The organism is Chitinispirillales bacterium ANBcel5, from assembly GCA_029688955.1.
GTDB classification, from domain to species: domain Bacteria; phylum Fibrobacterota; class Chitinivibrionia; order Chitinivibrionales; family Chitinispirillaceae; genus Cellulosispirillum; species Cellulosispirillum alkaliphilum.
In genome coordinates, this window is the sequence record JARUKZ010000019.1 from 13,237 (window position 1) to 36,562 (window position 23,326).

Consider the following 23,326-nt stretch of genomic DNA (forward strand, 5'->3'; position numbering starts at 1 on the left):
ATGTATTTGTGTTATGCCAGCTCAATATTTCTCAATGTAACCATAGTCCCACTGCCCTGCTCAGAAATAATCTTCATCTGCCATCCATGGGATGAGGCAATTCTCTGAACTATTGCCAATCCCAAACCGCTTCCGTTTTTGCTTCGGGTAAAATAAGGTTCGGTAATATGAGGAAGATCTTCAGACGCTATACCCTTTCCTGTATCAGTAATGTTTAATTCGACTTCTGCACCTGTTTTGTTTGCCTGAAAAGATAATTTTCCACCCGAAGCAGTAGCTTTAAGAGCGTTAAGTCCCAAATTAAACAACACCCTCCGTAACATGTCCTTGTCTGCACGTACAAAAAGTTCAGGATCACAACAATTAGATTCAATAGTAACTCCATGATTTGCTTCCATACGCAACAAACCTGTTACTTCAGATAATACCGGTAAAATTGCTATTTTTTCCATGGAAGGTTTCAGAGGACGTGCAAATTGAAGAAAGGTATTTATTCTCCCTACGGTTCTGTCTACTTCATCGATTGCCATGTTAACATCATCTCGATTTTCTCCACCCATTTGTGCTGAATCTGCCAAAGACTGAAGCAAACCACGAACAATAGCCAGAGGGTTTTTGGTTTCATGAGCAAGCCCAGCGCCTAATTGAGCAAGCTGTTTCATTTGCCGTGTAGTTTCCTTTGCTTTCCAAAGCTGCTCTTCAAGATTACGTCGTCTGTTTCTAAAACGTAGAGCTAATGCAGATAAAAAAGTAATAACAGCCAAACTCAACAACGTCACCCCAAATCGCTGATTGGCAATGGTGGTTCTTGAATTAAATTCAGAAGCATCTATTGCTACAACTACCTTGAAAGGACCTGAAGGCAAATCAACCCACTGCTCACGACTACGGCGGTTTCGTCCTTGCCCCACCAGCTCTGGTATCTGCTCTATAAGCTTATAGAAACGAATGTGACCAGAAATCGGGCTCCAAGAATCCTCACTCTCAACGTTTGTCCACTCGTAACCATTCTGAAGCAAAGAGTGATCTCCAGCACTCATAAAGATCTCTCCGTTACCTCCTGCAAGAGCTATCGATGCTGCAGTTGAGGTGTTTACTAATTGTTCTAAAAATTCCTGAAGCCTTCCCTCAATATACTGAGTACTTTGTCTGGCGTGTACATTTATACCTGCACTAACCGCACCAATTACAGCAGAAGCTTCCCCTGAAGTAATCTTGCGTTCTATAGTAAGTGAATTGAGATGTTGAAGATAAAGAAAAATTGCAATGAGTAAGACAAGAAGAATTAAAAACGTGCTGTAGATTTTTTCTTTCAAAGGTATAAAAAACACTTACAAAAACCTTAAGTTATTTTAGAAGTTGTTATCATCCTGACAGAAACATACAATAATATACGTTTCTGCGGATGATAACATTGTAAAATAAACTAATTAAAAAAAATCATCGCGATCCCTGCTGGTTGCGCGATCCATGTTGATTGCCTTGCCTCTCCCCACTGCCATCACGGGCACCACTTCCCAGCCCTCTTCGCGGACCATGCCCCTGACCATCACGCTGCCCTTGGCCACCTCCATCACGTAACCCCTTTCCCATTCCGGAACCATCCCTGGGGCCTTCTCCAGGAGCGGTACAGGTTGTGTTGGCCTGAGCAGAGATAGGCACAGTCATAATAAGTCCTGCTGACAAAAGAAGCATCGTTACACCCTTGATTGTTTTTCTGATCATAAAAGACCTCCTTTACAATTATTATCCAACTGTGTGGATAGGTTATTTAGAAAAACTGCGATTCCTTGATGATCGCTACTCCTGATAACGCAACTTATGTGCCATAGCTACACAACTAGTAAATCAACAAAAAGGGTGTGCAATTTTTGCGCGGTATTTAAAACAGTGAGCATTTTTTGCACACTTTGCACCACTTAATTATCCGACAATAGCTGTTTTAGTGCCTTTTTAATTTGTTCACAATTGCTGAGTTTATCGCTTTTTTGTGCTGTATATGCGTCTTTTTTAAAACGTTTTGTATTTTAATTTATAATTTTTTGTTCACTTTGCTTTAAAAATTGTATATATTAACTACTAAACACAAATTCAAGCTTTTCTCTATTGAAAAATATGATTTGTAATCTGTATTTCTGTTTTACGGCGGCACTATTTTAAAAGGAGATTACATGAAAATACTCATTGCATTAAGCCTCATTACTTTCACTTTGTTATCAACCATTGTAAACAGTGAAGAATCAAACCTGACTCAGGATGGTACCTATACAGTCTCCGGAACTGTCACCGACATAGAAAGCGGAGAACCGATCGCGGGGGCACGGGTAATTATTCGAAGAGGGCAGAGAGCAACAGAAAGTGGCGGGGGTATGAACATATCATGGAAAAATGTAACATGGGTGAATACCGATAGCGGTGGTGCTTATGAGATTGATGGGCTGGAAATTTCTGCTGATGAAAATGATATCTACGGTGCCTTATTCAGTCATGATTATTATAACAGCACAGGTTCACCAAACTTTCTGCTTCTAAGAGACACAACGATTAATTTGAAAATGACTCCCGTGAGTCATGGTGGAGTATATGTTTCAGTACAAAATCATGATGGTAAACCGATGGAAGGAATCACGGTAGTTGCCGAGCAGCAGATGAGTTCTGCCGATGCCTATTTTGGAGTAACTTATTCTTTGGGTATGTGGCATGGTGATCAAATGGTTTCAGAAGTATACAGTGTGAATGTATATAGCGAAAACATTAAAGTTAAAAGTGTAATTTGTACCATTACCACAACTGAAACTGATACACTTCATTTCGAGCTTGAAGAAAGTGATGGTCCCTGGAAAGCCCTGAAAGTAAGCGTAACCGATGAGGGTGGAGAGGTCATTGAGCTTCATGAAGATGCCTATGTTGCACTTAGGTTTGGTAGCAGAGGTGTTGATAGAACTGTTATGGTTTCAAGGGAACTTACCTATGGAGTGTTTACAATTCCTTTTATACCAAGTGAATACGATATCGGTCGTGTAGAGATAAAATGTGAAATATGGAGAGCTGATGATATAGATATTGAGCTTGAGAGTGACACCACTCAAGTACATTTCGACATGAGACTGCGACCGACCTCACCCACTTCTACTTCAAGACAATTCACAAAACACAATAGCAGAATAAATACAGTTCTAACCCTTGATGGATTGAAAGTATCAGGAATAGAAAGCCATAACACCAAAGTTGAATTATTTTCTATAAATGGACGTAAATTATTCTCCACTTGGATTAACCATAGTGATGTAACTATTCCCTTGCCCTCTGAAATTGCCAGCGGGATCCTTATGCTAAGGATATCTATGGACGGAGAAGTTATTAACCAAATGTTACCTTATACTGTTAGATAACAATAATTGACTTAAAGTATTGATTCATAATTTCAAATTCAATTATGACAAACACTAAATATGGGAGTCCTTATGTCGAGCAGAATAAAAAAAAGCCTATTCAGCCGGACAATTTATTTTTTTGTTCCCATTCTTTGTTTATGCGATTTGGTTATTGCCGAGGTGAACATGAGTTTTTCCTCTGATGGACTACAGGTGGAAATAGCAAACAACACAGCATTACCATGGAGACTTGGTGGTGTGCGGTTTAATAACGAGGGGTTTATATGGTCACAGACAAATGTTGAGTACCCCGGTTTTGTCATTGATAACACCGATCGCGGTGAACAAAATGAAGTTGAACTTTTTTTTCCCTCTGCATCTCCCCCAGTTTATACAGAACTACCGCCCGGAAAAACTCAGGTACTCTCTCATCCCCCTGACCCCACTAGTAGCTCTTCAGCGCTAGTTCCCGGCACTCAGTTTCTGCTTCTTAAAACAGCCAGAAGCTGAGTCCTTGAGATTTGATTGTCGATAAATTCTATGGAGTCTGACCTTAGAAGTAACATCTATTTTGAATCTGTCCTTATTCCAATCAGCCATGGAAATGTCTTTGCTGATAATGGTTACGGAAGTGTAGATCGTATGGAAGTTTACTATGAACAGGAATTAACAGCTGAAAACATCCCCGATTCTCTTGAATTAAACTGGCCGGGACGACCAGGCGAAGACAGAAGAGTTGCGAGTGGCACAGAAATAATCTTTGATCCCCTGGAGCCAAACAAACTTACTGCAATATTTACAACACCTTTTCCCGAAGAGATTACCACCTTTGCTGAGAACAGATTATTAGGTGCACATTATGCTTCAAATCCTTTCGATGCCTCTGATTCAAAACAGGTTACTTTTTTTTCTATTATAGACAGTGTGGGACCACTTATTAAAGCAGCCAGTGTAAAAGAAAAAAACACTGCAGGGACAGATACATTAATTCTCACCTTTACTGAACCGGTTTTACAGGAATCCCTTGTAGGCCAGACACTTCTGCTCAGAAAGGATTTTGACGATACAGAAGTACCCATTTTGGTCTTGGATGTCATTCTACAAAGCGACAATAATGATGTAGTAAAAGTTATTGTAGAGGATGCGGGAGAGAATTCTCCTCAGAGGGGTGATTTCCTGAGATTTCATCCCAATGGTGGAGTAGTTGACGGAAAAGACAATGCAGGTGTGCACCCCGATAACAGAGAAGTCAGGCTTGGTTTGATTTCGGTGCCTCCACAGATTGATTCTGCTGCCTACTTTGATGTCAATACAGATGGTGAAGTGGACAGAGCAATTGTTTATTTTGATAAGAGTGTCAATCCGAATGATTTTAGTATGACTTTTCACTGGACATCAGGTAACGAAACCGGAACAATATCCTCAGATAATTTCACCCTGATAGATGAGCGATCTCTGCATGTGGATCTGAGGGGTGCTTTTAGTTTTGATGTTAAAAATCAAACCTCGGGAGCCATGATGGTAACTGTCAGTTATGTTGATCATGAGCAAAGGGTGAGTTCTGCCGTTATAGACAGAGCTGCACCTGTAATAACAAGTGCGCAGTACAGACACGGAGTTTACAATGATCATCTCAGCTCATCTACCGATACACTGATTGTCACTTTCAGCGAACCAGTCGAATATATTTCCCATGACATGCCATTTAATCTGTTCACTACAAGAAACGAATCCCCTGAAGAGTATAACTTTGTATTAAGATTTATAAGACAAATTGGTGAACAACATTTATTCACAGTAGAGGGAAGAGAACCATCATCGGTTCTTCCTTCGAAAGAAGATTCCATTTATATAAACCCACTGGCTGCGGTGAAAGACTACAGTGATAATTCCCAACAGAACAGTAACAATAAAAGAGTAAAACTTGAAATTGATGATGCCACTGAGATGTGGGAACTAAAAGTCGCTCCGATACCTTATTATCAACACACTCCGGTTTATTATGATAACTATGGATACAAAAAAGCGATATTATTTGAACTTTCTCCAATTTATCGTGGGTTTATAGTAGATAATCATTACAACGAGATACGCTTAGACATATACGACCATTTGGGCAATGTTGTATTTTCTGGGACTATGGAACATACAAAGAATTCAGAAGCCTATCGCGCTTTCTGGAATTTAAAAAATCGCAAAGGAAGGACCGTTGCTACAGGGACATACCTTGCAGTAGCAAGCTTCAGTGATGAAACTAATACCAGAAAAAAAATAAACAATAACCATAGAAAATTTTCAGTACTAATTAAATGAATAAACTATGGTGTAAAATCTTTGATCGAGCATTAGTTACATGTTTCTGAGTAGTATCTAACAGGGCCATGGAGTATTGGAATACCAATACTCCATGGCCCTACTTTTTCTTGCTTCCGCTTCATTACTGTAACATTTCCTATCCTCTTCGCCCAACCAACTTCAAAAGATCTTGCGCCACAATTATTTTTAAGGAATAAACACTAATTGCCCAAAATAGATAAAAATAAATCAAATGAAACCAGATATAATCCACTACCTTGATTATCGCAGCTATCTTAATGATTTGGTGACATGGCTTAAGAAAAAAAGTCCTGAACTTTCTATGCGCAAAATAGCAGAAATAGCTGGTGCAAGTTCACCAAACTGGGTTCAACAAGTAGTTTCAAGAAGAATAAAAGCTAAACCAGAAGCGCTTAGGCGAATTTCACAATTTTCTAATTTGAGTCATACCGACACCGAAAGATTTGTGCTTCTGGCAGCCTTTGACCACGCCAAGAACCTGAATGAAAAGGATTTGCTGCTGCGAAAGATACTCCGTGATAGACGAAGAGCGAAATATTACACCTTGGAAAACCACCAATATCAGTTTTTTTCAAGCTGGTTCATACCTGTGGTGAGGGAGCTTTGCACTCATCCCCAATTTGATGGAACTGAGGAGTGGATTGCCTCAAAAATTCAGCCACCAGTAAGAAAGAATAGTGTCAAAAAAGCACTTCAGATCCTTTCCGACCTTAACCTTATTAGAAAAGAAAAGAACTCTAAACGTTGGGAAAAAACCACTAATTCCGTTACCACACCATCAGAGATAGCTTCCGTAGCAATAAAGCGCTATCACAAAAAGGTAATGAAACTTGGAGAGGAAGCACTTGAGACAATTCCTCGTGACCAGAGGGACTTTCGCTCAATTACACTTGGTCTTTCTGAAAAGAGGTATAAAGAGATAAAGAAACGTATAGAAGAGTTCTGGTATGAACTTCTGGAATATGCTGCAAATGACAACAACACAGAGCGGGTATTTCAATATAACACGCAACTCTTTCCGATTTCCACTTTAACTAAAGAAAACTCTTCAGATTACAATTAATCTTCTAACCTGCACAGTTTTAAAGAGTTAAGGACGATACGGTTCTTTAATCAAAACACCCGAACTAAATATATTTGTTATGATCCTTTTGGCTTTTTGTGCGGCCGGGCCCGTTTCTGAAGGGTCTCCGGTAAAGTACAATCTTCCGCTCCCATCAGTTTTAAGAAGCGATTTTTCAACAATACTTCTAATACTGATACTATCCAGCCATTTTGTTTCATCTAATTGAACGGTAAGTGATACAGTGTCTCTGCTACCAAGATCAATAGTTTGATCTGTAGGTGGGAAAAAATAAGCAGTAGAATCACTGTTGATTAGAAACTGTATCGACTGTAACGTATCTTTATAATCAATTTCACCCTGAATAATAATCTGGTATTCTTTATAGAGATGATTTGATTCTATATTCGCATCACTGCCCATAGTAGCTAAAGGAGCGAGATCTGCAGCTAAAAATTCATATTTTCCAAAGGGAAGCTTGCAGGTAATAGGCTCAGTAACAGTTTCTCCACTCAGAAGATCAAACACAAATTCTCCCCTAAGGCTGATGGGAGTTTCATAAGCCACCTGAGACTCAGAATTCATTCGTGGTTCCGGAAATCCAATCCTGCTTGCTGAAATATAAACAGATGAAACACGCAAACTCATTCTCTCAAAATCTTCGATTAGAATTTCGCTACTGCTCCTTTTTGCCATTTCTTCTAACTGCTTATCATGTGCACCTTTCATGACCATACTGATTGTTACTGGATTACCAGCTCCAGCACCTCCGGCAACTCCACTATTCTCAGCACATGTAAGCAGGCATAAGACGATTAGTGTATTAACTATTATTGCAAAATTCCGATTGAACATATCCATGTGCTTGCTTATTTATAGGTACATTTAGTTAGTAAGTTAAAAATGGCTATAGTACCCATTTGAGGGTATTTCCTTCGAATACCTATAAAGTACTTTATGTCGTTTAGCGATGATATGGTTTCTGGATCACTCGGTCTCTAAATAACAATGTTCGAAATCACCACCAAACGGTAAAAATGAGCCGCTTGAGCCATTTTATGGATTACTAAATGGTATCAGATATAGGAAAGGAGCTCCTGGTGAGAATCAAGTACCACCGCCTTACAGCTTTCAAGCTGTTTTCTGCTTTGGTGCCCCTTCGCTATCAGAAAACATTGCACCCCAATAGCACTGGCTACCTCATAATCGTGGACACTGTCTCCAATAAAAGCTACCCTGGAAGGTTTTAACCCAAGCCGCTCCATCAACTGGTGACCTGGATCTACTTTCGAAGCCCCATCTATGTTTTGGAGCCCAATAATATGAGCAAAATACTCTGATAATTTCAGCTGACCAACCATCTCTTTAAGGTACGATTCAGCATAGGCGCTAAGAACTGAGTGTGCACCTCCATTGGTAATAAATTTATCCAGAACAGTAAGCACACCATCATGGATTTTGCAGTTTATGCGCCGCTTGTTGTATTCCTTATGAAAAATCTTGTTACATTCACTGAATTCATCGGTGCAGGCAGCAAGGCCAAGATCCTGGTAAAACTTACTAAGAGGGAAACAGAAATTTTCCCGGTAATAATCAAGGCTTAATTCTTTTCTTCCCCTAAAGGTTAGCTGTTCATTAAGAATGGTGAGACACAACCGGCTATCATCTACAATCGTTCCATTCCAATCCCATATTAGGTGATCAAATTGTCTCATATAAGGTAATTCCCTTTGAATTCTTTAGTATCCATCTGTTCTAAATATATAAAATTTTTCAGTTTGAATGGCCCTGAAACCACATGTATCTCAGAAACAAAGTGCAGAAACACAAAACATTCCAACCAATGAAAAAAGGTTTCGGGTATGATTTTAAAATTGAAAACACCAATTTGCAACAACGGGTATCTTCTAGATGAGATAAGTAGTTAATCCTCAAGCAGAGAAGCTAAAAGGGTTTTATCGATCCCCTCTTTTTCGATATCCAATGCCACCACGGATTCCTCCCCGATAACCCAGGAAGTATGCCCCGGAGGTATGGTAGCAATATCACCTGATTTGAATTCCTGTGTTGTTCCATCATTCATTCTTACTGCAAAGCGCCCGGAAAGCACCACCCAGATAATGTGCTCAGAGTCACAGCTCTGAGAACCAATCGACTCAACCCAACTCCACCCGGGCTTGAAGGTCATTCTGTATACCTCAATACCACCGATATTAACCAGCTCAGACTTAAGGCCGGGATATTCCTCAATTTTCTCGGGGCTTTCAAAACTCTTTTTAATTAGTTCTGCCATTGTAACCACCTTTAAATTTGACTGCACAAATGTTAGGTAAGGTAAGCAGCAAAATCAGATCCAACGTCAGGAGGGTTAAAACTGTTTGAAGTGAAAAAGCAGCTCCGGACGAACTCTCGCTTTTACATCTTTGGTGAGGCACTAAAAAAAGCGCCGCAAACAGTGTTTGTTGCGGCGCCCAATTGTACAACAGAAGCGCTACGGCGCTCTATTTTTTTTCTAACTGAATAGTGTCGGTAGTAATATCGCACACTTCCGAGGGACCGAAATACTGAATCGGTCCCGGATAGATATAGTCATCCTCAAGAGCCCATGCTTCACGGTTATAAGCATATTCATGGAATGGCTTTCCATGTAACTCAACCAATGCCTTTTTGATAACCGGTTTGTCCTTACCATGGCGACGCTCAAGATTCATCATCATTGTAAGAGGAATACCTCCGGCGATCCACTGATCTGCAGGCTCTGTAAGATTGCGAACAGAAGAGAGATAACCGGTTTTTCCCGCACCAATCAAAGCTGACGCGGTATAGCCAAGACTGTAGCAGTAATCAGCATCAAAGTTGGAAGGTGCTGCGCAGCGTCCTTCATAGCCAAAGAAGTGGTTAAGAGCGTTGAACTTGCCGCTGAAATTTCCCTTTACTTTCCACTCACGAAGCAGATCACTAACCATATCGATAAGAAGCTTTTCTGTCTCGATGCGTGACACCTGTACGTTGCCGTGAGGATCACGGTCTGCAAGAAGCTGATACTGGATAGATTGGGGAAGACTTGAAAATACATGTGATGTATCTGCACCAAGCTTACTGTTCACAAACTGAAACTTATCATCATCAAGCAAGCTGTCAAAATAAGTAGCATTCTCAGCAAGAAGATCATTGAGTTCACTAATAAGCTTTTTCATCTCTGGTACAAACTCTATTAATCCTTCTGGTATTAACGCTATACCAAAATTCTTACCCGCGTCAGCACGCTTTTTAACAATGGTAGCAATTTCGGTAACGATTTCACGCAGTGTTTTCTTCTTCTCCGCTACTTCTTCACTGATAATTGTAACGTTAGGATGTGTTTTAAGCGCACACTCAAGAGCAATATGAGAAGCGCTCCTACCCATCAACTTAATGAAATGCCAATACTTTTTGGCAGAGTTTGCGTCGCGCTGAATATTTCCGATAAGCTCAGAGTACACTTTTGTCGCAGTATCAAACCCAAATGAAGCTTCAATCCATTCATTCTTAAGATCACCGTCAATTGTTTTAGGACACCCAATAACCTGAATCCCGCTCTCTTTTTTCAAACAGTACTCCGCAAGCATACAGGCGTTTGTGTTGGAATCATCACCACCAATCACAACCAAAGCAGTAATACCAAGTGTTTTACAGTTTTCAATTACCTTATCAAACTGCTCTTCAGTTTCAAGCTTAGTTCTTCCCGAACCAATAATATCAAAACCACCGGTATTTCTGAAACGACCAATCAATTCGTCATCAAATTTTACATACTCATTATCAATTAGACCGCTAGGACCACCAAGAAAACCAAATAACTCGCTGCCGCTGTCTATTTTATTGAGCCCATCATAAAGGCCTGCTATAACATTGTGACCACCGGGAGCCTGCCCACCAGAAAGAATCACCCCAACTTTCAAAGCACCAATCTTCCCCTGAGCAGGAGCATCAAAATTCACCACCGGAAGCCCGTAAGTATTGGGAAAAAGCTCCTTAACTTCAGCCTGATCACCAACAGACTCGGTTGGATCACCAACTGACGCGTTCACTGCACTTCCATGCTCTGCCAACACCTTGGGCAATTTTGGCTTATACGCTGCACGTGCGCTCTGAAGCGGAGAAATTGATTTGGACATTATTATTCTTCCTTTTCTTTAAGGTTATATATACAGTAATAATATTCCTATAGTACCAGAAAATTAAAACATAAGAAAATACGCTTTTTCAGGACAAAATCAAAGGCAATAATTTTTTATACGGATGTTTTAAAATAAAAAAGTATGATGTAAGATTTATCACCGAATGCCTTATGAACTACAGCTACTACAGTCAACATTATGGCTAAGCTTGCAGCCACTCTAAACAGCATCACTACCCTAATCACTTCCCGTTTCTTGTTTTACAGCTATTTTACTTACACAACATTTCACAAACCTTCACTTTTACAGCCACTGAGTTGAGTTTTTCCACTTGGTTGGTGAATAATTAAATACTATCTTACATCATATTGATAACCACTATCATTAATGATAGTAATGCGATAAACCCTTAGCACTACATGTGTTTCATTTACCTGTTAAAAGAGAGGGAGTACATGAATTCAAAACTGTTATTAAGAAGGATTGTTCTTTTCTGCGTTGCCATTGGTTTTCCCTTGTTCGCCCAAACTCAATTACCCCAAATAGACGTAGTTGGTGAAAAGGAGGATGAGTCGGAAAAGATAACCGGTTCCTACGAAACAGTAGAACAAGAGACGCTTGAAAAGACAAAACCGCTCAGTACACAGGATGCACTTCGCCAGGTTACCGGAATAAACGTGGTTGAAACCGATGGACATGGTTTCTATCCACGAATCGGAATCAGGGGACTTAATCCGGACATGAGCAAAAAAGTGCTGCTTTTGGAAGACGGGGCCCCGGTTCAGCTTGGACCATTTATCGATCCTGCAGCGTATTACAACCCACCAATTGAGCGAATGGAGCGCATAGAAGTGCTTAAGGGCAGCAGCTCACTTCGCTATGGTCCTTCCACCATAGGAGGTGCAATCAACTATGTTACACGCAAGCCTAAACCGGGACGCAATGCCCTTTTCTCTCTTTCTGCCGGCAACAATGACTACTTGTCGTTACTGGGTGAGTACGGGGATATGTGGGGAAACTCACTTGGCTCTATATCAGTTTTGCATAAACGGGGTGGTGGTTTCAGAGAAATGCCTTTTAGATTAACAGATGTACTCTTGAAGTGGGGTACTGGATTAGGCGAGGACCACTATTTAGGTATTAAGGGAACTTTTTATGACCATGTTTCTAACCATACCTATCTGGGTTTAACGGAGCGGGAGTTTGAAGAAAACCACCTGCTTAACCGTGCTCAAAACGACGATATGTTTGTCCGCCGTTACTCTGTGGATCTAAATCATGAGTATGTGATAGCTGATAATCTGATCTGGAACACTCTTTTTTACTGGAACAACGCAACAAGAGACTGGTGGCGCGAGGACTTTGCCTTTTCTTCTTTAGACACTGTAGATGCTTACGGGGCATCTGTTGAAGCGGGTAACAATTTTATGCGCAATTCAGTTGGCGGCCGTCTGCGTGAGTTTAATGTTATGGGTATAGACAGTCGTGTTGAACTGGAGTACCAACTTTTGGGAATGGAAAATTCCGCAAGTTTTGGATTTCGCCCTCACTTTGAGTGGATGGAAAACCGCAGAGTTAACAACCAGGAAAGTGCAACTGCCAGAGACGGGGATTTGGCACAACACGACAAACGAAGAGTTAAGGCACTTGCTTTCTATGGACTTAACAGAGTAGATCTGGGTAATTCTTTCACTCTAACACCGGGTTTAAGAGTAGAGTATTATAACTATAACAGAAACATACTACGGTGGGGTGATACCCGGGTCGACACCGAGAAAGTCCACAGTAACACAGTGTTGATTCCCGGAGGAGGGTTTGTGTATCGCGCTATGCCACAGGCCCACATTTTTGGAGGGGTTCATCGGGGATTTGCGCCACCAAGAGTAGCTGATGCAATAGATAATAGTGGTGTTGATGTTGAGCTGGATGCAGAACGCAGCATTAACTACGAACTTGGTGTCAGAGGTACAGTAGGTGGCTTGCAGTATGAGCTTGCAGGATTTAGATATGATTTTGATAATCAAATTGTTCAGGCCAGTGAAGCGGGCGGTGCAGCGGCTGGTAATTACACCAATGCCGGTAAAACACTCAACCAGGGTATTGAGGCAGGGATAAAGGTTAATCCTTTAGACCCTCTGTCAATAGATGTTAACTATACCTGGATTTCGGTTGCAGAGTTTACCACTACCCTGTTAAATAATTCAGGTGATACAGTTTACCATGAGGGTAATCGTTTACCGTACTCACCAAATCATCTGGCAAATCTACGGCTTGGATATTATCTTGGCCCTGTACATCTGGGTGTAACATACAGCTATGTAGGTAAACAGTACTCAGATTTTGCCAACACAGAAGAGGGCTCACCAAATGGAAGAAGCGGTGCTTTGCCGGCCTACTCTCTTTTGAATGCGGATATTACCTGGAATATCAACAACTCTGTAGATGTGTATGGAAACGTAAAGAATATTTTGGATGAAAAATACATATCTTCCAGAGCACCCAGGGGTATATTTCCCGGCTTAAGCAGAACAATTCGCATGGGAACGAAGGTAGCGTTTTAGGTTGGCCCCTCCTGCGCCAGTACGCTACGGAGGTATCATCTTTCGCTCGTTTGCTGATACAGCAGCGAGCGAAGGTAATATTTCAAAAATGCCTCTTACTGAAAGCATGCCCAGATGATGAACTTCAATCCGCACGTGCATTCTGTGGTTCCCGAAGGTGTTTTTCTCCAAACGGGTGAGTTCGTCGGGCTGCCTGACGCACCTATGCACCGGGCCGAGGAACTCTGGCGTGAACGTGTTTTCGCACTGCTGCTTGATGAGCACAAGATCGATGAGGCGACCGCCGGTTCGATGCGCACGTGGCCCCACTCCGGGTTCAGTGTCGATTTCTCGGTGCGCATCGAGGCCCACGACCAGGCCGCCATGTCGCGTCTGGTTGGCTATATCTCGCATTGTCCGATCTCCCTGGCACGCATGATTACCCGCCCGCTGAGGGCAAGATTGTGTACCGGGCCTCGCATGCCAGGTGCTGGGCATTCCCTAAGTCCGGTGAACAGACCGTTATGAAGGGGATACCTCGCAACCATGAGATATTTGAACCCTTGGATTTTCTCGCGGAGCTCACGCAGCATATTGTCACTTCGTTCCCCTCATTAAGGTGTACAGGTGCTACGCACCTATTCTATTATGCCTATTGTAGAGTCCCGGCAAAGGCGAACACCAGTTACGCTATTACGGCTGGTATAGTAACAAGAGTCGGGGCATGCGCCAGAAGGTGCTGCGCGAAACGCTTGTTCCAAAGCCCACGCAGCCCCTCACCCAGCAACAGCTTCGGTTCAGGCTTACCTGGGCAGCGTTGATCCAGCTTGTGTACGAGATCGATCCTCTGACCACGAAGTAGCGGCGAAGCCAAATGCCCCGGCTGCGGTGCCACGATGAAAATCGTGGCCCTGATTGACCATGATAAACAACCCGATGTCGTAGAGGGCATCCTGAAGCACTGCAAGCTATGGAAGGAGCCCATGCAGCGAGGGCCGCCGGCCGGTGCTGTTGCTGATTCCCAGTCCGGGGCACTGACCTACGACCCGGGATACTTCGACCAAACATGCGCCTGAGACTGCCCCGCCGAAAAGTCAGTTTGCGTGAGCTATACCCGGAAACGAAAAATCGTTGCCCGACGGGCCAAAATCAGCTATATTTGAGTTGCAACCCACCCGAGGTCACGGCCAGGTAAAGCCGTTACGAGATGTTCAATGTTTGTTTGCGCGGGTAGCGGCCCTCAGTTTAGTCCCGGTTATGGCGTGAGCGGAGAAAAGGAGAATTCCTATCCATTCATTCCGGGCACTTTGTCCACATTCCCGATATCTGGAAGCATAAAGCCGAGAATATTTTTGCGAAACGGGTATTTACATTTTTACTCGACAAAAACAAAATAAATGACGAAATTGCCGGGAATATATCAAATTTCCTATCAGTTAATAAAAATTATACAGAACAAATGATTCCCAGATCCTGCCAGCCATTTCAACCACTCCAAACCGGGGCGGCAGGGATGAGGGGTAATGGAGTTGGAGTATTATACCGGAGTGAAGATGATGCATGTCGCCGGTGCGGGGATGCCTCCAGGGCTCCTCAGAGCGCAGCACACCATAACAATGTAAAGAAAATATCTCATTGTTTTTACATTTAGTGAGCATGACATCATAAAGCATTATATTTTTATTAATAAAAGAAAAGTCTGTTTCAACTCCCTCATCTACCGAATGGTCTTCCGTTGCGAAACCTTCCTTCATGCACTTCATAAGCCTTTTTGCGGCCTCTTCACTGTTGTCGTTTTCAAGTCGGCCCATGGTAATAACCATCATTTTCACCTCTGTCTTGTAACGCTTATCCGATTCAACCATTGTACCGAACATGTGGTGATACCGGCTTGCCGGCATTATGGCAGGATTGTACTTGAAATTTATTGAAAACGTACTATAGATATTGTTGCCGCAATCAAACCGTTGTGTCTCTTCGTGAGGAAGAATCCATTCCAAATTCCGGGGCAGATGATAACCGACATTGGCTGTTTTCTCATAGTAACTGTTGTCTGTAAGAATTTCTTCATCAGAGTGCATGGAAAGATTTTTGTAAATAATCTCATTGATGGCTTCGACCACCAGCGCCTGGGCTTTCTCAGGGTCCGTCAGCCGCTTTCTCTTGTCATTAAGAACAGAATAGGTATGGAGCAGCCCGAACACTCTTGCTCACTGAGATTATCGATCATCTCCTGAAGCCCGCTGCGGGCAGAAGGATCGGTGATTTCATAAAGGATAAGGTTTTTAAGCCTGGCGTGAGGGGTAAACATGTTTTTATATACCCCCAGCCCGATAGCAGCCGGCACAATGAGTAGTGCAGTGATAAAAATGACGGTCGTTTTTTTCATACTACCTCCGGAGTTTAAAACAATCTAAATGATAAAAGCAAGGATGTCAAAAATGTGTCTATGAAGTTGATCCACTCAAATGTCTTAAGCGATGCACTGAGCACAGCCGAGGTGTGCAGCGGCACCATGAATCCTGACAAAAAGTCGGGACTGGATTACAGGTACTTCGATCAAAACTGTCTGTGATTCCTGCCGTCCCCCGGGCGGCTTATGTGGGCTTCCAAAGATATGGGGTGACCGATCTGATAATCAGTGAAGCGAGTCCTTTCTTCTCGATTACTAACCTCAGTTTTTGGGACTGTGAACTAAACTCCTTCAGCTGGATAAGTCTGTTGCCCGACGGGCCAAAATCAGCTATATTTGAGTTGCAACCCACCCGAGGTCACGGCCAGGTAAAGCCGTTACGTGATGTTCAATGTTCGTTTGCGCGGGTAGCGGCCCTCAGTTTAGATACGGATATGGCGTGAACGGTGAAAAGGAAATGCCTATTCTTTGTCAAAATACCTGAAAGCATGCCCAGAACCAATCTTCACGTATTTTTCAAAGGATTGTGCTTTGCTTAAGGCTTCAAATGCAAAGTAAGCATTTATTTTCCAGGGACTATATTTTAGAGTAGAATGGCATTTGCCTTCATTATGCTGAGCAAGTCTTCTGCGTAGATCTGATGTTTGCCCACGTATTGATGTGGAGGGTAATTGAGACTTTCGAGTATGTACGTATAATACATATATTTACCCCCTCTGTTTTAGTAGTGACAATCTGAGTTTATCGCTTAAAAACCATGTAATTGCAGCGGATACGAGCCCGCCATCCGTAGCTCGGAGCTCTGGTTAGACAAAAACCCTCCGGCGCGAATACGCTACGGAGGGCACCATCTTTCGCTCCTTGCCGAGTACAGCTCCGAGCGAAGGATGGTGGAGGTGAGGGGAGTCGAACCCCTGTCCGAAAGACAATCAACATGAACCGCTACATGCTTAGTCTACCTTTTAAATCTCATCCCTCAAGTCGCCGGTAAACAGGCTACCTAAGAGACCAGAACCTTTATCTCACCCACAGGCCGGTTCTTCCCGTGAGCCAGCACCCTAATCTGCTCAACTACGTACGGGCACACTCCGCAGTCGAGTCGCCGCCTTTAGTTAGGCAGCCATTGCGAAAGAATAATCTTCGGCAATTATAGTTTTTATCGGATGATTAACGAGGCCAACCGATATCCTCGGCATGCTGTCCAGTGCCTTTTATCTCCCGTCGAAAGCCAGTACACCCCCTGAATTGAGTTTGCCGTTTTTCTTTCTAATTAACCCTGAATTAAGTTACGATTCAAGGTGATAAAAATTTATTGAAAAACAGGGCTACAGTAAAAAATGTAACCGCAAAAAAAAGTCTTATGTAATTTAATAAAAGTAACGGTTAAAGAGGACTAATATTTAAAAAAAAGAGTGTTTAACTACAAATTACAGTTACCAAGATATGGGCCTGCAACCAGTTTGTTCAGGCCGATTCTCTGATAATAAATTTGGTTTGGAGCTCTTTGTGCTTAACTCCGGCTTCTCTTCCCTCAATTTTATCTACAATCATATTTATAGCATAATCACCCATTTCCAGTTTGGGCTGCCTTACAGTCGTAAGGGCCGGCTCCAAAACTTCAGCAGCAGGAAGATCATCATACCCTACCACAGCCAGATCAGTGGGAACAACCACACCCTTTCTCTTTGCTTCTTTAACAATTCCTACCGCAACCATATCCCCTGCCGGAACAAACACAGCAGTAACCTTGGGGTGTACCTCAAGGATTCTTTGAAATACCTGAAGGCCGGCCGCCATAGAATCATCCTCAAGCTCGAAAACCAGCTCAGAATTAAACTCAATTCCATGTTTTTGCAAAGAGAGTTTATAGCCACTTAACCGCTCAGCTGTGGGCAATCCCTGTTTGGATGAAGTAACACAGGCGATCTGCCGATGCCCCTTTTCCACCAGATAGTCGATTGCATCCATCGCTCCCCGCTCATTATTTACATACACAGAATCCAAAGATTCACACTTCCGTGCAACCACAATACTTGGCACACTTTCATCCCTGAAAACATTGAGATCTTCGTCGGTAACGGTAGAACTAATGAGAATCACCCCATCGATTCTTCTCTCTCTTGCAAGTCGCTGGAAAAGCTGAGACTCATTTTCCTTTTGCCCTATAGTATCAAAGAGCTGAACGGTATACTCAATATCACGATTAGTGCTCTTTATCCCCTGAAGAATTCTTACCACAAATGAGGATGCCAGATTTGGTACAATAACCCCGATTGAGTTCGATTTTCTTGTCGCCAGACCACGTGCAATAACATTGGGGTAATAGTTCAGTTCTTTTGCTATTTTAAGAACTTTTTTCCTTGTATTTTCGGATATGTTTGGTTTATTGTTAATAACCATAGAAACCGTTGCGGAGGTAACTCCCGCACGTTCTGCAATATCCTTAAGTGTCACCGTCATAATTTCCCCGCCTTTTAGGAATATATACTAACCTTTTTGCCCTACAGATTAAAAGAAAGTGAAAAAGATACACCCGCTCCAGGACAAAGAGCCAGATCTGGCCTGACCTTTGTTTTTTCAGGCAGATCACTTAAATGCGCATCCACAACAGCATCAAATATAGAGTAAAGGTATACAAAAGCAGCATACCACATAAATGTATTTCGTTTTGAAAATGCCGAATCATACCGCCCCTTCCAGTAACTGAGATGTTCACTACTCAACCGATTCTCAACAGTTGAGGTATCTCTCATAAAAGCGTATTGAGCGGAGGCATCCTGCATGAGTCGGTGATAGTTAAAGGCTGTGAGGCCCAAAGAAGCCTGAGCCATAATTATCAGTCCCGCTTTAGACAGAGAACCGTTATAAAGCTGCCCCAGAGCAAGCCCCGGAACCGCAGAGAGTAAACCGGCTGTCTGCGGGTCCTTTTGATGAGCACTTGCCACCAACTCTGAACTCTCAAGTGCATCTAAAAGACTAAACACGTAGCCCCCTACCATCCACCCGATGGCATTGATCGATTTATACCTTGCCTCCCGGGTCTGATAATCGGCCCTGGAAGAAAGAATAGAGTACTGAGCCAGAGAGTTGTAAAGTGAATCGGGCACCGGCCCCTCAAAATCATTTACTTTTTCCCTGTAAAACCTAAGGGAATCGTTAAACAGATTAAACTCTCTTTTATTTTTTCTTGCTTCCCGTGCCCAGTGTCCGGCCACAACTCCCGTAACTGCTTCAAATGCAATTACCGTTCCACCCTTAAAATACTCACCCTCACTGATTTGCCCCAGTCCAGGTAGCAGTGCAGAAAAAATCACTCCCCTACTAACCGAAGCTTCCTGCTCACCATGAACCTCCCGGCTGGCCCCAGCAATCATGACGGTAAATAAAACAAGGGCTATGCAATAACTGATAGTTTTATTCAAAATTTAACCCCTTAAACAAAATAATACGCGCGCATATCCATATTCCACTTTCTTTATTCTCCTCACTATAACACCTCTAATTGTAAAAAAATTATATTCACTAACCAATTTTCCTCTCGGAACTCTGTGAAATGCTTGTAACCAATTGAATAGTAAAAGTACTAAATACCAAAACCAATTAATACAGGAGGTGAGAAATGGCCGGTTCTACAGAAGGTCAGAAATTAGAATTTCAGACCGAAGCCAAGCAGCTTCTTCATTTAATGATCCACTCTTTGTACAGCCATAAAGAAATATTTCTTCGGGAATTGATATCAAATGCTTCCGATGCACTTGATAAGCTTAGATTCGAAAGCCTCACCAATCCCTCAATTCTTGATAGCAGCACAGAGTTGGCTATAAAGGTAAAAGCAGATAAAGATGCCAAGACTATTACGATCTCCGATAATGGTATTGGAATGAGCCGCCAGGAAGTAATCAAGAATATCGGCACAATAGCCCGCAGCGGCTCGAAAGCATTTATAGAAAAAATGACTGGTGATCAGAAAGCCGATTCAAATCTCATAGGCCAGTTTGGTGTGGGGTTTTACTCTGTTTTCATGGTAGCTTCAAGCGTGAAACTCACTACCAAACGTGCTGGAAGCGATGAAGCCGCGGTAGTGTGGGAATCAAACGGAGAAAGCCAGTACTCACTCAGTGAAACGCAAAAAGAGGATCACGGTACCGAGATAGTAATCTACCTCAAAGATGAGGAGAGTGAGTATGCCCAGGACTGGCAAGTGCGATCAATAATCAAGAAATATTCAGATTTCATTGCTTTTCCAATCTATCTCCCTAACGAAAAAGGTAAAGAGGAGGTCGTTAATCAGAGTAAACCACTATGGTTACGTCCAGCTTCAGAAATCACTTCAGAGCAGTATGAGGATTTCTTCACCAGCTCGCTTGGTGGATTTGGCAAACCCCTGACAATTCTTCATAACCGTGTAGAGGGTATTTTGGAGTACACATCTCTTCTGTTTATCCCCTCCAAATCCCCCTTCGACCTCTTTTCCATGGAGCGTAAACATGGTGTAAAACTCTATGTTAAACGGGTTTTTATCATGGATAACTGCAAAGAGTTACTGCCTGAGTATCTAAGGTTTGTACGCGGTGTGGTGGATTCAGAGGACCTGCCACTGAACGTATCACGCGAAATACTACAGAAAAACCCTGTTATTGAGCGCATATCAAAAGCACTTGTCAACAAGATACTAACCAAGCTAAAAGAGCTTTCAGAAACAGAGCCCGAAACGTACCGCACATTCTGGCAGGAATTTGGCCCTGTTTTTAAGGAAGGGATTCATTCAGATTTCGAAAACAAAGAACAACTTCTTGAACTCGTTCGGTTTCAATCTTCAATGGGAGCCTCAAAAGATGATCTGGTATCGCTCAAACAGTACGTCGGACGCATGCCTCAGGATCAAAAGCACATTTACTATATAACGGGTGATTCAAGGGAAATTGTTGAGAAGAGTCCACATCTTGAAGTATTCAGGGATAAAAGTATTGAAGTGCTTTATCTGGTTGACCCCATTGATGAGTGGATTGTAAATGACATCTATAACTTCGAGGGCAAAGAGCTTAAATCCATTACTCAGGGGGATTTGGATCTTGGAGATCTTGGTAAGGAAGAGAAAGAAACTCAGGAAAAGACAAAATCTGAATACAAAAAGCTCTCTGAGAGAATAAAAAACATCCTTAGCGACTCGGTTAAAGAGGTTAGAGTAACCACACGCCTTAAAGACAGCCCCGCCTGTCTTGTTGCCGATGATAATGCTATGGGATCACATATGGAGCGGCTCATGAAAGCAATGGGTCAGGAAGTCACAGAGCAGAAACGTATTCTTGAAATCAATGCAGAACATCCTATTTTGCAAAACATGAACTCCCGTTACGAGAAAGATCCCAAAGATGCGCACCTGGAGCAGTGGGCACATTTGCTTTTTGAAGGCGCACTTATTGCCGAGGGACAGATGGTTCCGGACCCTCTGGCTTATTCAAAACGGGTAAATGAGCTTTTAATAAAAGTAAGCAGCAGTTAAACGCAATCAGCACCATGGTTATAAGAGGGCAGGAGTTAATTCCTGCCCTAATTTATTTAAAAACTGATTTATTTTGTGTGCGGCAGGTATAAAGATTTATTTTTCAGTAAAATAAAGATCCAGCTATACTCTTCAAAGGGACTCGTATGCCTACAAAAAAAGGATTCAAACTTTTTTCATTCATTACCGCTCTATTTTGCACTACTAGCTATGGATTTGTTGGTGCAGGCATCCACTATGGATTAGACTTTAGCCTCGATATGAAAAGCGCCTCTCCTTTTGAGGAGAGAGTATCGTTTATAAAAGATCCTGTAACGATCAGTCTGGGCGCAAATGAGTTCACCTTCTCTGAAGAGATGCCATTTATGTTTGTAAGCCGAAGCAATTGGCAAAGAACCCTTTTTAACCTGGGGGGGAAAGCTTATCTGGATAAGCTACCATTTCTTGATGGCATGGAGATTTCTGCCAATTTTGGTGTATGGGAATATCTTGGTTTTCTTCACTATATCGACGTACATGAACTCAAAAACAGTGCTACAGTCGAAGATATAGAGGGAATTATGGAGGCGCCTGAGAGTAATGCACAGTGGTATACCGATCAGGCCATGACTCTGGAGGAGTTCGACCTTTCCTATCTTGGTATGAAAAACACTCCGTATGCAAGACTTCACATAGATTTGTCTGCCAGAAAAAACCTGGTTTCCTTTCCTCCTTTTCTAAACGTGATAAATGTCTATTCCGGTGCAGGAATAAGCATGCATTTCTCTACCCCTATACTCAGCAACAAACTGATAGAGAATGTTATTTCCGATAACAATTTTGACCTCGAAATGCTTCAAAGCGATCCCTCAGAAGCAGAGGAGGTGTGGGAAAAAGTTGTTGAAAGGATAATTGACGGACTTGCACGTCCTACTTTTGGTGCCCACATTTTGCTCGGCACCAGTGTGAAAATTCCCGCTATTCCTGTCGGTATCTATTTTGATGGTAAACTTTTGATGCCTATAGGCTCTCTTAATCCCGATGTCGACCTTCGCAGTGTTGGGTTTCTATTGAATTCGGGTATTTCTCTATCATTTTAAGCCACATAAACAATTAAAAACGGAGTTCTTTGGATGGAATTACTACAATCTATACTTTTAGGAATAATTCAGGGTATAACAGAATTTATACCTGTTTCTTCATCCGGTCACCTGGTTTTGGGACAGCTATTCTTAGGCATCGAACCCCATGAAAACATAGTTATGGAAGTGGTGCTTCATCTTGGCACAGGAATAGCCATAATAATTGTTTTCTGGAAAGATATTTTACACCTCGTTAAAAACAGTTTTTCCCCTGACCACCAAATCAGAAATGAAGCGTTGAAATATAACAGCTGGATAATTATTGGCTCTATTCCTGCAGCAATCGTAGGAATAGGGTTTAAAGACACAATCGATGCTAATTTCAGCAATCCCTATATCTCAGCAAGTATGCTAATAGTAACAGCCCTGTTTTTATTTTTCTCTTCCATGAGAAATAACACTGAAGGAAAACTTACACTCTACAAAGTCATTGCAATTGGAATTTTTCAAGCATTTGCCATAACACCTGGAATCTCCAGAAGTGGCTCTACTATAGCAATCGCGCTACTGATTGGTGTTTCCAGAAAAGAGTCGGGACGTTTTTCATTTCTACTCTCTCTTCCAGCTGTTTTTGGCGCAGGTCTGCTGTATGCTTCTGATATTACTGAAATTACCGTATCGGCGACATCTTTGTTTGCAGGATTTATATTTAGCCTTGTTGTAGGAGTACTCTCTCTCAAGTTGTTATTGAATTTTGTTCGCAGAGGAAAATTGTATTACTTTGGTTATTATTGTGCAGCGGTAGGTGTTATAACACTAATTTATCTTACAGTTTTCACCCCCTCCCCTATATTTAATCCAAGTTAAGGAGACAC

20 protein-coding genes and 1 other RNA gene are annotated in these 23,326 nt (G+C 42.2%); 10 read left to right on the plus strand and 11 right to left on the minus strand.

All coding sequences use genetic code 11. From position 1 onward, the window contains the following. Positions 1 to 11: 11 nt before the first annotated feature. Positions 12 to 1,331, minus strand: a complete 1,320-nt coding sequence (locus tag QA601_11320; GenBank protein ID MDG5815673.1) for an ATP-binding protein — start codon at positions 1,329 to 1,331, stop codon at positions 12 to 14. Positions 1,332 to 1,440: 109 nt separating this feature from the next. Beyond that, the gene (locus QA601_11325; protein MDG5815674.1) at positions 1,441 to 1,725 is read right to left on the minus strand and encodes a hypothetical protein; all 285 of its coding nucleotides are present in this window, start codon (positions 1,723 to 1,725) and stop codon (positions 1,441 to 1,443) included. A gap of 446 nt (positions 1,726 to 2,171) precedes the next feature. Between QA601_11325 and QA601_11330 the strand changes: the two genes are divergently transcribed. The 4 genes from QA601_11330 (at position 2,172) to QA601_11345 (ending at position 6,774) form a co-directional block, all read left to right on the plus strand. Continuing rightward, entirely contained in the window at positions 2,172 to 3,392 is a 1,221-nt protein-coding gene (locus QA601_11330) for a carboxypeptidase-like regulatory domain-containing protein (protein MDG5815675.1), read from the plus strand. Positions 3,393 to 3,560: 168 nt separating this feature from the next. Continuing rightward, positions 3,561 to 3,884 (plus strand): hypothetical protein, encoded by a 324-nt coding sequence (locus QA601_11335; protein MDG5815676.1) that lies wholly within the window; start codon positions 3,561 to 3,563, stop codon positions 3,882 to 3,884. 15 nt (positions 3,885 to 3,899) lie between these two features. Continuing rightward, positions 3,900 to 5,687, plus strand: a complete 1,788-nt coding sequence (locus tag QA601_11340; protein MDG5815677.1) for a hypothetical protein — start codon at positions 3,900 to 3,902, stop codon at positions 5,685 to 5,687. Positions 5,688 to 5,922: 235 nt separating this feature from the next. After that, positions 5,923 to 6,774, plus strand: coding sequence for a TIGR02147 family protein (locus tag QA601_11345; GenBank protein ID MDG5815678.1), 852 nt, complete (start codon positions 5,923 to 5,925; stop codon positions 6,772 to 6,774). A gap of 27 nt (positions 6,775 to 6,801) precedes the next feature. Here the strand turns inward: QA601_11345 and QA601_11350 are convergent, their stop codons facing one another. From QA601_11350 to QA601_11365, 4 genes are all read right to left on the minus strand, one after another. After that, on the minus strand, positions 6,802 to 7,629 hold the full coding sequence (locus QA601_11350) for a hypothetical protein (protein MDG5815679.1): 828 nt from the start codon (positions 7,627 to 7,629) through the stop codon (positions 6,802 to 6,804). Positions 7,630 to 7,850: 221 nt separating this feature from the next. Then, positions 7,851 to 8,489: an HAD hydrolase-like protein gene (locus QA601_11355; GenBank protein MDG5815680.1), complete on the minus strand. Its 639-nt coding sequence runs from the start codon at positions 8,487 to 8,489 to the stop codon at positions 7,851 to 7,853. 209 nt (positions 8,490 to 8,698) lie between these two features. Further along, positions 8,699 to 9,067: a cupin domain-containing protein gene (locus QA601_11360; GenBank protein ID MDG5815681.1), complete on the minus strand. Its 369-nt coding sequence runs from the start codon at positions 9,065 to 9,067 to the stop codon at positions 8,699 to 8,701. 208 nt (positions 9,068 to 9,275) lie between these two features. Next, complete coding sequence (locus QA601_11365; protein MDG5815682.1) at positions 9,276 to 10,931, minus strand: diphosphate--fructose-6-phosphate 1-phosphotransferase; 1,656 nt, start codon at positions 10,929 to 10,931, stop codon at positions 9,276 to 9,278. A 458-nt stretch (positions 10,932 to 11,389) separates the two neighbouring features. Here QA601_11365 and QA601_11370 point away from each other — a divergent pair, with 458 nt between their 5' ends. Then, entirely contained in the window at positions 11,390 to 13,495 is a 2,106-nt protein-coding gene (locus QA601_11370; GenBank protein MDG5815683.1) for a TonB-dependent receptor, read from the plus strand. Between the two features lie 114 nt (positions 13,496 to 13,609). Beyond that, complete coding sequence (locus QA601_11375) at positions 13,610 to 14,002, plus strand: transposase (GenBank protein MDG5815684.1); 393 nt, start codon at positions 13,610 to 13,612, stop codon at positions 14,000 to 14,002. A gap of 908 nt (positions 14,003 to 14,910) precedes the next feature. On the opposite strand, the gene QA601_11380 is transcribed toward QA601_11375, so the two are convergent. Together QA601_11380 and QA601_11385 are read right to left on the minus strand one after the other, a co-directional pair. Further along, positions 14,911 to 15,678, minus strand: a complete 768-nt coding sequence (locus QA601_11380; protein ID MDG5815685.1) for a hypothetical protein — start codon at positions 15,676 to 15,678, stop codon at positions 14,911 to 14,913. After that, positions 15,624 to 15,863, minus strand: a complete 240-nt coding sequence (locus QA601_11385; GenBank protein MDG5815686.1) for a hypothetical protein — start codon at positions 15,861 to 15,863, stop codon at positions 15,624 to 15,626. The genes QA601_11380 and QA601_11385 overlap by 55 nt, the downstream gene beginning before the upstream one ends. 54 nt (positions 15,864 to 15,917) lie before the next feature. Between QA601_11385 and QA601_11390 the strand changes: the two genes are divergently transcribed. Then, the gene (locus QA601_11390; protein ID MDG5815687.1) at positions 15,918 to 16,049 is read left to right on the plus strand and encodes a hypothetical protein; all 132 of its coding nucleotides are present in this window, start codon (positions 15,918 to 15,920) and stop codon (positions 16,047 to 16,049) included. Between the two features lie 726 nt (positions 16,050 to 16,775). Here QA601_11390 and ssrA read toward each other — a convergent pair. From ssrA to QA601_11405, 3 genes are all read right to left on the minus strand, one after another. Then, positions 16,776 to 17,128, minus strand: a transfer-messenger RNA (tmRNA) gene (ssrA, locus tag QA601_11395). A 223-nt stretch (positions 17,129 to 17,351) separates the two neighbouring features. Then, a complete protein-coding gene (locus QA601_11400) occupies positions 17,352 to 18,347 on the minus strand; it encodes a LacI family DNA-binding transcriptional regulator (protein ID MDG5815688.1) in 996 nt (331 codons plus the stop codon). A 41-nt stretch (positions 18,348 to 18,388) separates the two neighbouring features. Beyond that, entirely contained in the window at positions 18,389 to 19,309 is a 921-nt protein-coding gene (locus QA601_11405; GenBank protein MDG5815689.1) for a DUF5683 domain-containing protein, read from the minus strand. Positions 19,310 to 19,506: 197 nt separating this feature from the next. Here QA601_11405 and htpG point away from each other — a divergent pair, with 197 nt between their 5' ends. From htpG to QA601_11420, 3 genes are all read left to right on the plus strand, one after another. Continuing rightward, complete coding sequence (gene htpG, locus QA601_11410) at positions 19,507 to 21,390, plus strand: molecular chaperone HtpG (protein MDG5815690.1); 1,884 nt, start codon at positions 19,507 to 19,509, stop codon at positions 21,388 to 21,390. A gap of 146 nt (positions 21,391 to 21,536) precedes the next feature. Further along, a complete protein-coding gene (locus tag QA601_11415) occupies positions 21,537 to 22,469 on the plus strand; it encodes a hypothetical protein (protein ID MDG5815691.1) in 933 nt (310 codons plus the stop codon). A gap of 33 nt (positions 22,470 to 22,502) precedes the next feature. Then, positions 22,503 to 23,318: an undecaprenyl-diphosphate phosphatase gene (locus QA601_11420; GenBank protein ID MDG5815692.1), complete on the plus strand. Its 816-nt coding sequence runs from the start codon at positions 22,503 to 22,505 to the stop codon at positions 23,316 to 23,318. Positions 23,319 to 23,326 lie beyond the last annotated feature (8 nt).